Raw genomic sequence first — 12,241 nt, 5'->3', positions numbered from 1 at the left:
ACCCTGATGAGGCTTCGCCGGATCAGCGCGGACAGATGCTGAAGCCGTGCCGGGCGATCGGCTGCTCCGCGCGGCAGAGCAGCTCACGCATCCGGGCCATCGCCGATGCCTCGCTCGGTGAGCTGACGAAGAGGTAGACGTCCAGCCCGTGGGCAGCCGGGCGGACTCGTACGTGCTCAAGGACGTCGGACGGCCTGGCGTGCGCCCAGAGCAGATCCTGGATCAGCGGAACCACGGTCGCGGGGACGGGGTCGGCCGACGTGCGGGCCAGGTGCCCCAGAATCACCCGCACCCGGTTCAGTCCCAGCCGATGACCTGCATGTCCGCCGGAGCGGAATCCCAGCCGATGACCTGGGGGCCCGCAGCTGCCGCCCGGACCGAGTCCCAGCCGATGACGGTGGGCCCCGACGTGGAGGCGACCGCGGCGGTGGTGGAGAGAAGAGCGGTGAGACAGGCGGCGGCGAACAACTGCAAGGAGCGAGACATGAGTTCCCCCGGATTCATCGGTGTCTTACAGAAGGGAGCGCGCCGCACCGGCCGGCCTTGTGGGCCCTGGCCTTGGGTGGGATTCGCATCCCCCGGCCGGTGAACACCATCCTGCTGATGCGCCCGCCGTCCCGGAAGAGATCCCGAATGGCATCAAGCAGTCAGGCACCATGAGGACAGGTTGGCGATTACGATCGACCGGACGGGGATGAACCGCCACACGGCCGGGGGGCTGAGCTGTGCTCGAAGCGTTGGGACTTGATGCGCATCTGGAGACCGTCTACCGGGGGATGCTGATGCAGCCCACCGGCGGCATGGCCGAACTCGTGCAGCGGACGGGGCTCTCCGAAGCCCAGGTGAGGGACAGCCTGGATCAACTCGTGGACCTGGGCCTGCTCACACCGTCCCGGGACACCGCCGGCGGGCTGCGCCCCGTCAGCCCGGAGGCCGGCCTGGAGCAATTACTGCGCCGCCAGGAAGAGGACCTGATCCGCCGCCGGCACGCGCTGGACCTGAGCAAGGCGGCCGCCGCCCGCGCGGTGGCCGAGTACGCGGGCCTCCGGCCCAACACGGAGACCGACGGCACCGAACGCCTGGTGGGACTCGACGCCATCCAGTCCCGGCTGGAGACGCTCACAGAAGAGATGACCAGCGAATGCCTCGCCATCGCACCGGGGGGCGCCCAGTCCCAGGCGAGCCTGGACGCTTCCCGGGTCCTGGACGAGAAGGCCCTGGCCCTGGGCATCGACATGCGCGTCATCTATCAGGACAGCGCGAGGAACGACCTGGCCACCCTCGCGTACGCGCAATGGACGACCGAGAACGGCGGCGAGGTACGCACCAGCCCTCTGCTCCCCCCGCGCCTCCTGGTCTTCGACCGCACGACCGCCATCGTCCCGATCGATCCGGCCAACTCCCGCCTCGGCGCCCTGTGCACCACCGCACCCGGCATCGTCGCCTCGATCGTCACCCTCTTCGAACAGACCTGGAACACGGCCGTCCCCCTCGGCGCGACCCGCGCGCGGCCCCTTCAGGACGGCATCACGCAGAACGAACGCGAACTGCTCAAACTGCTGGCCTCCGGGATGACCGACGAGGCCGCCGGCAAACGTCTCGGCGTCTCCCTGCGCACCGTACGCCGCCAGATGTCCGCCCTGATGGAACGCCTGGAAGCCACCAGCCGCTTCGAGGCCGGCCTCAAAGCCTCCCAACGCGGCTGGCTCTGACGACCCAGGCCACGGCCGGCACCGGCCGTGGCCGAGCGGCGGCTACGGCCGCACCTCTCCGTACGCACCCACCTGGATCACCGAGCTGGTGCGCCGGAAGAACGCGTGACCAGCAGGTAAAGCAGTGGACAGCCCTCATGCCCCCAGCAAGCATCTCCACGATGACCAATCAACTTCTCCCCAAGCGCGTCCGCTTCGTCAAGCTCAACGCGAAGGCCCTACGCGCTCTGGCCGACGGTGACCTAGCAGGCGGCAGCGCCGAGGCCGGGGTGGCCCTCGACGAGTACTTCGTATCCGACCGTGCCCGCTGGATCTTCGCCTACCGAGCCGACCAGCTCACCAGGGACCCGTCCGCCGCACCCTGGACCACCCGGGCCGCAGTGTCGGAGCCGGACGGCACAGTCATCGGCGACGCCGGCTTCCACGGCCCCCCGAACGAAGCGGGCGTGGTCGAGATCGGCTACAGCGTCGTGTCCACCTACCGCCGCCAGGGCTACGCCCGCGCCCTGCTGACCGCCCTGCTGGCCCGAGCCGCCGAAGAACCCGATGTCAGAACCGTCCGAGCCACCATCCGATCGGACAACACCGCCTCCCTGGCCACCATCGCGGGCTTCGGCTTCACCCAAGTCGCCGAACGAGGAAACGAGACCGACGGCATCGACCTCGTCTTCGAACTCCCCGCGAACCCCCTTCCGACCCTCTAGACCAGCCACAGCCGGTCGCCAGCCGCCAAGCCGAGCGAGAGCACGTAGCGATCTGTCGCGCCCACCGACCCTGAGGGGCTCGTGAGCGTCCTTGCGCTCGGGGTGGCGGTCGACAGGGTCACGGAAAGGGTGTCCAGACGCCCGGCCCTGGATGCCCTGACCGCCCCGCGCGTCCGTACCGGCCGAGGTCACGGTCCTGCCGGAGCCCTATCCGGATGCCCACCGACCTGAGGGGGCTGCGGAACTCAGACGAGGCTGCTCCTCCCCACTCCTCCCCCCGGCCATCCCCCGGGGGGATCCCGGAAGTCTTGTGTTTTTCCGTGGTGGGACGGTCCGTCAAGGGTGGCCGAAGGCCATCGCGAAGCGACGCGACCGCAGGGAGCGCCCTTGACGGACCGTCCCACCACGGAAGGACGCTCGACTGCCGGGACGCCGCCCGGCACCCACGCAGCCACCGCCCAACCCGCAGCACAGGCCCCCACCCACCACACCCCACACCCCACACCCCCACCCCACCTCCCCTCGAACCCACGTACGTTCCACACCTCCCCCCACCCATGTCCGTTGAAGCGGTGTCCACATTGGTTGCCGATTCCGGAGTTGTTGTGCCCACTCCCTCCCTCCCCACCCCGCCCCCCGACCTACTGGCCGCGCGGGTTCGGGACCCGTACCCCTACTTCGCCTGGCTGCGTGAGCACGCACCCGCCCACGTCGAGCGTCGCGACGGACGGCCCGCCGTGTGGCAGATCTCCCGCTACGAGGACGTCCGGGCCCTGCTCACCGACGAGCGGCTGAGCAAGGACCCGGGCCGGGTGCCCGGCTATGTTGCGGGGCCGGCCGGGCTGAACCGGCATCTGGTCCACGCCGATCCGCCGGATCACACCCGGCTGCGGACTCTGGTGAACACCGCCTTCGTGCCCCGCCGCATCGCCCAACTGGAACCCTTCATCACGGACACCGCGCACCTGCTGCTGGACCGGATCGAGAGCCACGCGCACGTGGACGTGATCGGGGACTTCGCCGCTCCCCTGACGTTCCGGATGATCTGCGCGATCCTCGGTGTCCCCGAGGAGCTGGACAACGCGGAGACCCGGGACACCCTCATGGCCACCATCGCGCCTGCTCCGGGGCTGGATCCGGCCCGGGTGGAGGACGCCCTGCACGCGCTGCTCGACCGGCTCGTCACCACGAAACGCACAGGGGGCGAGCAGAGCGGAGTGGACCTGCTGGGTGCTCTCGTACGGGCCAGTGACGAGAGCGGGGCGATGAGCGAGGAGGAGCTGCGGTCCACCGCGTACCTCCTGCTGCTGGTCGGACACGACACCACCATGAACCTCATCGGAAACGGCACCCTCGCCCTGCTCCGCAACCCCCGCGAGGCCGCCCGGCTCACCTCACCGGGGCTCGTCACCACCGCCGTCGAGGAGCTCCTGCGCTACGACTCCCCGGTGCGTGACGCGACCTTCCGCTGCGCAGCAGAATCGATCGCTCTCCACGGTCAGGTGATCGCCGAGGGGGACATCGTCAGCCTCCTGATCGGCTCGGCGAACCGGGACGGCCTCCGCTTCCCCGAGCCGGACCGACTCGACCTCGGGCGGACGCCCAACGACCACCTCGCCTTCGGCTACGGCCCCCACTTCTGCATCGGTGCCGCGCTGGCCCGCCTCGAAGGTGCGGTCGCGCTCCCCCTCCTCCTCCAGCGCCTGGGCAGCGTCACGTTGGCCAAGCCCGCCGAAGAACTCCCCTGGCGGCCGGCCCGAGTCATGCGCGGCCTGGCCGCGCTGCCCGTCGTACGGACCTGACCCCACGCACCCACCCGCCCACGCACCCACTCAGGAACAGCGGAGCACCCCATGCCCGACCCAACCCTCACCCCCACGCCCAAACCCACCCCCACCCTCACCCCCACCCCCATCCTCCTAACCCACCCCGCCCCCGGCGTCCTACTCATCACCCTCAACAGACCCCGTGTCCGCAACGCCGTAAACCGGCCACTCGCCGAGGCCCTCGACGCGGCCCTCACCCGGCTGGAGGACGATCCATCCCTGGCCGTCGGCATCCTCACCGGTGCGGAGGGGCACTTCTGCTCAGGGATGGACCTCAAGGCCTTCCCCACCGAAGGCGTGCCCGTCGTCGCCGAACGGGGGCTGGCCGGGCTGACCCGTGCCCGGCTGCGCAAGCCGCTGATCGCCGCCGTCGAGGGTGCCGCCGTCGCCGGGGGCTTCGAGCTGGCCCTCGCCTGCGACCTGATCACTGCGGCCGACACCGCGTTCTTCGCCCTGCCCGAGGTGGCCCGCGGGCTCATCGCCGCCGAAGGCGGGGCGATCCGCCTGCCCGGCCGGCTCCCGTACCACGTGGCCATGGAGATGCTCCTGACCGCGGCGCCCCTGTCCGCCACCGACGCGGCCCGCTACGGGCTGGTCAACCGCCTCACCCCCGAAGGCCGGGCCCTCGAAGCGGCCCTCGCCCTGAGCGCCCGCATCCAGGCCCACTCCCCCCACGCCGTCCACATCACGAAGCAGATCGTCCAGAACACCCGAGGCCTGGACGACCACGCCGCCTACGCCGTCCAAGACCCGCTCAGCGAACCCGTGTTCGCCACCACCGCCGCCACGGAGGGGGCCCGAGCCTTCACCCAGAAACGTTCTCCCGCCTGGAACGAGCCTCTGGCGTCCCGCCCCCTCTGACCCGCCGGGCCACCCACACCCACTCCGCGAACTCCACGGATTCCACCAACCCCACCAACTCCGCCAACTCCGCCAACTCCCCCAACTCCCCCAACTCCCCCTGATCCCCAAACCAACCCCAACCCCCAACAAACCCCTCCCGCCCCGAACACCCCCCGTCGTACGCTGGTCTGATGCGAACTCCACGGCAGGCCGCAAGAATCGTCGTCCTCAACCCCGCCGGATCCGTGTTCCTCTTCCGCGAGAACAACGTGGAAGTCGGCGTCCACTGGCTGCCGCCCGGCGGTGGCATCGACCCCGGGGAGACCCCCGAGGAGTGCGTACGGCGGGAGTTGCGGGAAGAGACGGGCTGGACGGACCTGGAGCCGGAGCGGCTGCTCTGCACCTGGGAGCACGACTTCACCCACACGGGCACCCCCGTACGCCAGCACGAGCACATCTACGTGACCACCGGCCCGCACCGCGATCCGGTACCGGAGTACCCCGGGGCCCACTGGCGGTGGCTCTCCCCGCGGAACCTCGCCACCCTCGGCGAACCGCTGTGGCCGCCGCGCCTCGCGGAGCTGCTCAGTGAGACCCCCTCCGAGCCGGTGCACTTGGGGCTACTCGCCTGATCTCAGCGCGGCATCCTCCCGGACAACTCCCGTGCGGCCGCGCGCAGCTCGGACTCCGCCAAGGACTCGTAGGAGGCTGCGAGCGGCACCTGGACGTCCCGCGCCCCCTCCAGCGAATCGGCAGGCTGCGGCCAGTACACCTGCGCCCCCGCCCGCTCCGCCAGCACCAGCACGGCGGCGACGAATCCCCCCGAGAGGGCACGGATCACGGCATGGCCGGTGAGTCCGTGGCGGGCCACGAGGGCTCCGGCAAAGAGGCCGAGAGCGGCCGGGTCGATCTGACACTCGTCGTTCTCCATCGGACCGATGCCCGACGGGAGGCCGAGGTCCGCCTCGAAGAGGGCCACTTGGCGGTGGAAGAGTCGGGCGGCGCCATTCGACGGGTTCCAAAGAGTCTCATCACCAAGGTCGTAATACTGACTCATCTGCCCGTCCCCGAAACCGTCGCCGCAACCGTCCCCGCACCTGTCCCCGCGACCGTCCCCCCACCCGTTCCCCCACCCGTCGCCCGCGCGTACAGCTGCGCCGCGTAGTCGGTCAGGATCGTGCTGGTAGAGACGTCGTCCGTGTCACCGCCGGTCAGAACGCCGATGATCTTTCCGTCAGCGGCGATCCACGAGCTGCCGCTCGTGCCGCCGGGGAAGTCCGCACAGTCGAAGCGCTGTTCCGTGGCGCTCAGCCGCACCGCGCGGGACAGGCAGCTGCGCGCGACCTTGCGGTCCGACGGGTAGCCCGTCACCGTGACCAGCTCGTCCGTGCGTCCCGTGGTGTCCAGGACGGCGGCGCCGGTGACGTCCTCGATGGTGCGGCCCGAGGCGTCGGGGGCGAGGCGGGCGAAGGCGAGGTCGTAGTCGTCGTTCTTGCCGTTCGCCCAGCGCGGGTCCTCGAAGACCTCCGCGATCTTCCAGGTGCCGTACGGGGCCCGCCCGTCCGCGTACGCGGGTGCGAAGGAGGCTCCGCCGTCGCCGATCCGGCCGGCGAGCAGGCAGTGGCCGGCGGTGACGATCAAGTTCCGCCCGGGGCTGTGCACGACGGTCGCCGTACAGAAGTGATCGCCGGTCACATCTCCCTCGAACAGCGCCCCGGCGAAGGCCACGGGCCCACCCGGCGCGGGTCGTGACACCGACGGCCCGGGGGTCGGCGTACCGGTCGGCGTACCGGATGGTGCACCAGTCGGCCGAGCCTGTTCCGGCGATTGCGATGGCGACGGACGGAGAGAGGAGGGTGTCGCCGAAGGTGTCGCCCTCGCGTGCGCGGGGGCCTTGCCGTCATCGGCCGGCACCACCTTCGTCATGGCCGCGGACGCACCCAGCGCCGCCACCGCACACAACACCGCGGTCACCGCAGCCCGCTTGTCCATCACAGACGATCCTCCCCAATTTGCTTCGGCGAAGCATGCCTTGCTCGCAGCAACTCCCGCAAGGGAGATCCCCACCCCCACCCATTGACATCGCCCCCGCCGCCCCGCACACTTCTCCGTATCCGCAGGAAACAGTTTACGGAGGACACAGAATGCTTGCCACCCTTGCCGCCGTCACCGCCACCACCGCCCTCGCCGCTCCGGCGGCCACGCTCCTCCCCCTCTTCGCCCACCGCGCCCTGCGCCGCGCACAGGCCGCCAAGGAGCTGCGGATCGAATCCCCGCACGGCATCGACGAGCAGGGCTTCGTCCGCATCGGCGGCATCGACCAGTGGATCTCGGTCCGCGGTGAGGACCGGGCCAATCCGGTCGTCGTCGAGATCCACGGCGGCCCCGGCGCGAGCAACTCCATCTACACGTCCCGCACCCGCAGTTGGGAGCGGCACTTCACGATCGTCCGCTGGGACATGCGCGGCGCCGGCAAGACCTTCGGCCACGGCGGCCCGGAGGGCCAGGGTGAGGTCACCTTCGAGCGGCTCTACGAGGACGCCCTGGAGGTCACCCACCACGCCCGGGAGCTGCTGGGCGCCGAGCGGGTGGTGCTCCTGGCCAACTCCTACGGCAGCGTCTTCGGGCTGCGGCTGGCCCGCAACCACCCCGAGCTCTACTCCGCATACGTGGGCACCGACCAGAACATCCACACCGGCGGCCGCGACACCTCCGCCTACGACGGCCTCCGGGAGCGGCTGCGCGCCGCCGGGAAGGCGAAGCAGCTCGCGCAGGTCGAGGCGATCGGAGCCGACCCGCACGCGTGGACCCCGAAGCAGCAGGCGACGTACGCCAAGCTCTGCACACAGAGCGATCCGCTGACGCTGGCCACGCTCAAGAAGGTGGTTCTGGGTTCGATGTGGCTGTCGCCGCTGCACTCGCTGCGCGATCTGCGGGACTTCTTCCGCGGGCAGTCCTTCTCGGAGCGGATCACCGAGGGGACGGCGAAGCTCGACGACCAGGCCGACGGGACGCGCTTCGAGATCCCGTTCTTCATCTTCCAGGGCGAGCACGACGTACTCGCTCCGACGGCCACGGCCAAGGCCTTCTTCGACGAGGTCGATGCCCCGATGAAGCGGTTCGCCGTCATCGAGGACTGCAGCCACTGGGCCTCGTTCGCCCGCCCCGACCGCTTCCTGGAACTCCTCCAGACCCACGTCCTCCCGGCAGTCGTGGGCGAGCACCGCGCGGACGCATGAGGGTGGCGGCCCGGCCTCAGTCGACCTGCCTCAGTCGGCCGTTCCCCGCGGGACGACCCACCGCATCGGCTGGCCGGTGACCTCGGCGATCATGTCGTAGTCGCCGTCATAGTGCAGGACGGTGGCTCCGTGCCGTTCGGCGGTCGCGGCGATGATCAGGTCCGGGAGCGAGAGCGCCTTCCAGTTGCCCCCCTCGATGAGCTTTCTCTGCACGTCCAAGGCCCGGTCCCACGTCTCGTCGGGAGTGGGGAGCCAGTCGAAGGCGCCCATGCCCTTGCGGACCCGCTCCGCATCGGCCTTCGAGCGGGCGCTGTACATCACCTCCAACTCCACGGCCCCGCACACGGCAAGGACTCCGGCGACGTGCAGCGGGAAGACGACCTTGTGCACGGCCGGCTTGGGGTAGCGCGCCAGCGCAGACTTGTCGATCAGGAAGCGCTCGGTCATGCCGCCCTGTCCCGAACGTGCTCCGCATCCTCGAAGGTCTCCGCGGCCGGCTCGACCGGGCCGGTCAGGTCGGGCAGTCCGCCCTCGGCGATCCAGTTCAGGAAGTCTTCCCGCTTGCGCCGGTTGACCACGTCCTGAAGGGCCGCGTTCACCGTCGCCACCTTCGTTTTCGTACCGAAGAGCTCCGCGGCCTCCGCCAGCAGGGCGTCGTCGACGTCGATCACGGTTCTGGCCATCGCGAACCTCCTCAGTGAGGGGCCGCCCGGCCCCTTTCCACTTAAACGATATCAAGATCGACGTCAAGAGATATCGTTTCCGCAGGCATGATTCACGCGGCGGAGGCGCCGGCGACTCTGCGGGTGATCGACTGCTGGCCGCGGCCTATCCCCCGGAGGATCCAGCCGATCAGGTAGAGGCACGCCAGCCATCCGAAGGCGTGCACCGCCCAGACGCCGGTCAGGGTCGGGCCGCCCCAGGCCTGGTGGTAGTCGGTGGTGCCGTACCAGATCGGGTAGCCGAGGTTGCGGACGGTGTTGAACACCGAGTAGGCGCCCAGGACGAAGGCGGCTATGTCCAGGGGCAGGCCGAGCAGCGCGCGGGCCGCTATGCGCGGGAGCGTCCAGCCCGGGACTCCGGAGGTCCACGCCTGGAGCCGGACGGCCCGCCGCCCCTGGCCGATCAGGCCCAGAACGAGGCCGGCGAGCCCTACGGGAAGCGCCAGGGCCGGGCGGGCGGCCCGCACGCCCCACCCCCGGAGCGCCGGGAAGACGGCGCCGCGGGCCTTCGCGATCTGGTCGGACATGGTGCTGCTCCTTTGGCGTGGATCCAGGTGATGACTCCAGTCTCGCGAGGGAGGTTCACCGGCACATCACGCCATGGAGTGGGATCGGGATCTAGTACTTGAGTAGCACGGCCAGGTCCGTGAGAAGGCCCGTCGATCAGAGGATCCGACCCTGGTGGTGCTCGACACACAGAGTGTCCGTGTGGCTGCCGGGGTCCCCGCGTCCACGACCGGCCGGGACGCCGCGAAACGGGTGCCGGGCCGCGAGCGGGGACCGGCCGCAGGCGGTAACCGCGTGAACATCCAACCCCTGCCCGTCGCGCTCGGCATCCAGGAAGACGCCGCCCGAGCACCCGGACCACCCCCGCGTCCCCGCCCTGTTCAACGAGACCACCAGCCCGCTCCGGGCCCGCGACGTCTGCGCATCCGCCGGGTGGAACCCCCTGGTGATGGCGGGTCGGCGGCAGCTAGCTTCCTCCTGATCGTTCACACCACCCGGGGGACAGCTTCATGCGCACGCACCGCTCGCGACGGACCGCCAGGCTCCTGGCCCTGGCCTTGGCGGCCGCCGCCGCACTGACCGCCGTCGGCTGCACATCGGAGCCCGGGACTCCGGCGCCGACCGCGGTCTCGGCGATGGCGTCACCGTCGGCCCCGGCGGGCCTTTGGCTGACGGCCCAGCAACTGATGGCGGCCACACTGCCGGACGCCGACGTCCCGAACTCGCACGGCAACCCGGCCGTCCTGCGACGCCCCAAGAAGGCCGACCCGAGGATCAAGCCGCCGTCCGAGCCTGCCTGCGGGCGGCTGCTCGACGCAGCCAACGCCCGGCAGCCGGTGACCCCCGCCCCGACGGTGGCTGATCAGATGTTCAACTGGCAGGGAGACTTCTACGGCAGCGGCTCCGTGCTCGCCTCGTACGAGGGTTCCGGGGCGCAGGAGGCGTTCGCGCAGGTACGCGACAGCCTGAGCACCTGCCGGTCCTACGAGCAAGAGGGCCCTGCCGGGCCCTACAAGGGCACGGTGACCGTCGCTCCCGCCCCGCGCCTCGGAGACGAAGCCGTGCAGTTCGAGGTCACCGCCCCGACGGAGGCGGGCCCGCACGTGACCCAGTACACGGTGGTCCGCACGGGCAAGGCCGTTGCGACGTTCAAGAAGGGGTCGGACGGCCAAGAGGGACGAGCCTTCCCGCCTGCCGTGATCGCACGGCAGATCACCCTCCTTCAGCAGGCCCAGGGCTGACCACGGAAGCGAGCTACTCAAAGGCTCACGAACCGCCCTCCGAGAGCAGCAACCCCGACGAGCCGCGGCCCCAGGGACATCCCCCGGGGCCACCCGCCCCCCTAGGCCGTCCAGAGACCCTCCGGGCTCAGCCCCAGCAGGTCGATCGCGTTGCCGCGCACGATGCGGTCCACCACGTCCGGGGCCAGGTGGCCCATCTGGGCCTCGCCCACCTCGCGGGACTTGGGCCAAGTGGAGTCGGAGTGGGGGTAGTCCGTCTCGTAGAGGACGTTGGCGACGCCGATGGAGTCGAGGTTCTTCAGGCCGAAGGCGTCGTCGAAGAAGCAGCCGAAGACGTGCTCCGCGAAGAGCTCGGACGGCGGGCGCAGCACCTTGTCGGCGACGCCGCCCCAGCCGCGGTTCTCCTCCCAGACCACGTTCGCGCGCTCCAGGATGTACGGGATCCAGCCGATCTGGCCCTCCGCGTACATGATCTTGAGGTTCGGGAAGCGCTCGAACTTGCCGCTCATCAGCCAGTCCACCATCGAGAAGCAGCAGTTGGCGAAGGTGATGGTGGAGCCGACGGCCGGCGGGGCGTCCGCCGAGGTGGAGGGCATGCGCGAGGAGGAGCCGATGTGCATCGCGATGACCGTGCCGGTCTCGTTGCACGCCTCCAGGAAGGGGTCCCACTCGTCCGTGTGGATGGAGGGGAGCCCGAGGTGGGGCGGGATCTCGGAGAAGGCGACCGCGCGGACCCCGCGGGCCGCGTTGCGGCGGACTTCGGCGGCGGCGAGGCGGGCGTCCCAGAGCGGGATGAGGGTGAGCGGGATGAGGCGGCCGTGCGCCTCGGGGCCGCACCACTCCTCCACCATCCAGTCGTTGTACGCGCGCACGCCGAGCAGACCGAGCTCGCGGTCCTTGGCCTCGGTGAAGGTCTGGCCGCAGAAGCGCGGGAAGGTCGGGAAGCAGAGGGCGGACTGGACGTGGTTGACGTCCATGTCGGCGAGCCGGTCGGGAACCGAGAAGGAGCCCGGGCGCATCTGCTCGTACGTGATGACTTCGAGCTTGATCTCGTCGCGGCTGTAGCCGACGGCCGTGTCGAGGCGGGTGAGGGGTCGGTGCAGGTCCTCGTACACCCACCAGTCGCCTATCGGTCCGTCGTCGCCCTTGGCCCCCATCACGGGGGCGAACTTGCCCCCGAGGAAGGTCATTTCCTTCAAGGGGGCGCGGACGACGCGGGGGCCGACGTCGTGGTACTTGGACGGGAGCCGGTCCCGCCAGACGTTGGGGGGCTCAACCGTGTGGTCGTCCACCGAGATGATCTTCGGGAAGGTCTCCATGCCCTCACGGTAGCGTCAATCTGACGAACCGTCAGCTAGTTGGGCGTGGCGGGATGCGGGATCCGCGGGGACCGGGGCCCGGATCCGTAAGGACTGGGTCCGTTACGGACTGACGTGTACGCGCAACA

15 protein-coding genes and 1 pseudogene are annotated in these 12,241 nt (G+C 70.3%); 8 read left to right on the top strand and 8 right to left on the bottom strand.

The annotated features are described in order from the left end of the window. Positions 1-22 precede the first annotated feature (22 nt). Both OG276_RS21130 and OG276_RS21125 read right to left on the bottom strand, forming a co-directional pair. Positions 23-292 (bottom strand): hypothetical protein, encoded by a 270-nt coding sequence (locus OG276_RS21130; protein WP_266907761.1) that lies wholly within the window; start codon positions 290-292, stop codon positions 23-25. 5 nt (positions 293-297) lie between these two features. Then, positions 298-486 carry a hypothetical protein gene (locus OG276_RS21125; RefSeq protein ID WP_266907759.1) on the bottom strand — a complete coding sequence of 63 codons (189 nt, stop codon included), beginning with the start codon at positions 484-486 and terminating at the stop codon, positions 298-300. 251 nt (positions 487-737) lie between these two features. Between OG276_RS21125 and OG276_RS21120 the strand changes: the two genes are divergently transcribed. The 5 genes from OG276_RS21120 to OG276_RS21100 all read left to right on the top strand — a co-directional run bounded on the left by OG276_RS21120 (position 738) and on the right by OG276_RS21100 (position 5,717). After that, entirely contained in the window at positions 738-1,712 is a 975-nt protein-coding gene (locus OG276_RS21120) for a LuxR C-terminal-related transcriptional regulator (protein WP_266907757.1), read from the top strand. Positions 1,713-1,873: 161 nt separating this feature from the next. Continuing rightward, a complete protein-coding gene (locus OG276_RS21115; protein ID WP_266907755.1) occupies positions 1,874-2,416 on the top strand; it encodes a GNAT family N-acetyltransferase in 543 nt (180 codons plus the stop codon). Between the two features lie 605 nt (positions 2,417-3,021). Further along, positions 3,022-4,218, top strand: a complete 1,197-nt coding sequence (locus OG276_RS21110) for a cytochrome P450 (protein ID WP_266907753.1) — start codon at positions 3,022-3,024, stop codon at positions 4,216-4,218. A gap of 51 nt (positions 4,219-4,269) precedes the next feature. Further along, positions 4,270-5,103, top strand: a complete 834-nt coding sequence (locus OG276_RS21105) for a crotonase/enoyl-CoA hydratase family protein (RefSeq protein ID WP_266907751.1) — start codon at positions 4,270-4,272, stop codon at positions 5,101-5,103. Positions 5,104-5,276: 173 nt separating this feature from the next. After that, positions 5,277-5,717: an NUDIX hydrolase gene (locus tag OG276_RS21100; RefSeq protein ID WP_266907749.1), complete on the top strand. Its 441-nt coding sequence runs from the start codon at positions 5,277-5,279 to the stop codon at positions 5,715-5,717. Between the two features lie 2 nt (positions 5,718-5,719). Here OG276_RS21100 and OG276_RS21095 read toward each other — a convergent pair whose 3' ends face one another. Continuing rightward, positions 5,720-6,142: a DUF6086 family protein gene (locus OG276_RS21095; protein WP_266907747.1), complete on the bottom strand. Its 423-nt coding sequence runs from the start codon at positions 6,140-6,142 to the stop codon at positions 5,720-5,722. Then, positions 6,139-6,813 carry a serine protease gene (locus OG276_RS21090; RefSeq protein WP_266907745.1) on the bottom strand — a complete coding sequence of 225 codons (675 nt, stop codon included), beginning with the start codon at positions 6,811-6,813 and terminating at the stop codon, positions 6,139-6,141. The genes OG276_RS21095 and OG276_RS21090 overlap by 4 nt, the downstream gene beginning before the upstream one ends. Positions 6,814-7,229: 416 nt before the next feature. Here OG276_RS21090 and OG276_RS21085 point away from each other — a divergent pair, with 416 nt between their 5' ends. Then, the gene (locus OG276_RS21085) at positions 7,230-8,324 is read left to right on the top strand and encodes an alpha/beta fold hydrolase (RefSeq protein ID WP_266907743.1); all 1,095 of its coding nucleotides are present in this window, start codon (positions 7,230-7,232) and stop codon (positions 8,322-8,324) included. Between the two features lie 30 nt (positions 8,325-8,354). Here OG276_RS21085 and OG276_RS21080 read toward each other — a convergent pair whose 3' ends face one another. The 3 genes from OG276_RS21080 to OG276_RS21070 all read right to left on the bottom strand — a co-directional run bounded on the left by OG276_RS21080 (position 8,355) and on the right by OG276_RS21070 (position 9,573). After that, positions 8,355-8,771, bottom strand: a complete 417-nt coding sequence (locus OG276_RS21080; RefSeq protein WP_266907741.1) for a PIN domain nuclease — start codon at positions 8,769-8,771, stop codon at positions 8,355-8,357. Continuing rightward, positions 8,768-9,007 carry a type II toxin-antitoxin system VapB family antitoxin gene (locus OG276_RS21075; protein WP_266907739.1) on the bottom strand — a complete coding sequence of 80 codons (240 nt, stop codon included), beginning with the start codon at positions 9,005-9,007 and terminating at the stop codon, positions 8,768-8,770. Before OG276_RS21075 ends, OG276_RS21080 begins: the two co-directional genes overlap by 4 nt. A 92-nt stretch (positions 9,008-9,099) precedes the next feature. Next, a complete protein-coding gene (locus tag OG276_RS21070; protein WP_266907737.1) occupies positions 9,100-9,573 on the bottom strand; it encodes a hypothetical protein in 474 nt (157 codons plus the stop codon). A 112-nt stretch (positions 9,574-9,685) separates the two neighbouring features. Between OG276_RS21070 and OG276_RS21065 the strand changes: the two are divergent. Beyond that, positions 9,686-9,832 (top strand): annotated as a pseudogene (locus OG276_RS21065) (IS5/IS1182 family transposase); the annotation flags it as partial. 230 nt (positions 9,833-10,062) lie between these two features. Continuing rightward, complete coding sequence (locus OG276_RS21060) at positions 10,063-10,794, top strand: hypothetical protein (protein WP_266907735.1); 732 nt, start codon at positions 10,063-10,065, stop codon at positions 10,792-10,794. A 101-nt stretch (positions 10,795-10,895) separates the two neighbouring features. Here the strand turns inward: OG276_RS21060 and OG276_RS21055 are convergent, their stop codons facing one another. Further along, positions 10,896-12,113, bottom strand: a complete 1,218-nt coding sequence (locus OG276_RS21055) for an amidohydrolase family protein (RefSeq protein ID WP_266907733.1) — start codon at positions 12,111-12,113, stop codon at positions 10,896-10,898. Positions 12,114-12,241 lie beyond the last annotated feature (128 nt).

The organism is Streptomyces sp. NBC_00086, assembly GCF_026343255.1.
In the GTDB taxonomy this organism is placed as follows: Bacteria; Actinomycetota; Actinomycetes; order Streptomycetales; family Streptomycetaceae; genus Streptomyces.
This window is presented reverse-complemented; position numbering and strand designations above follow the sequence as displayed.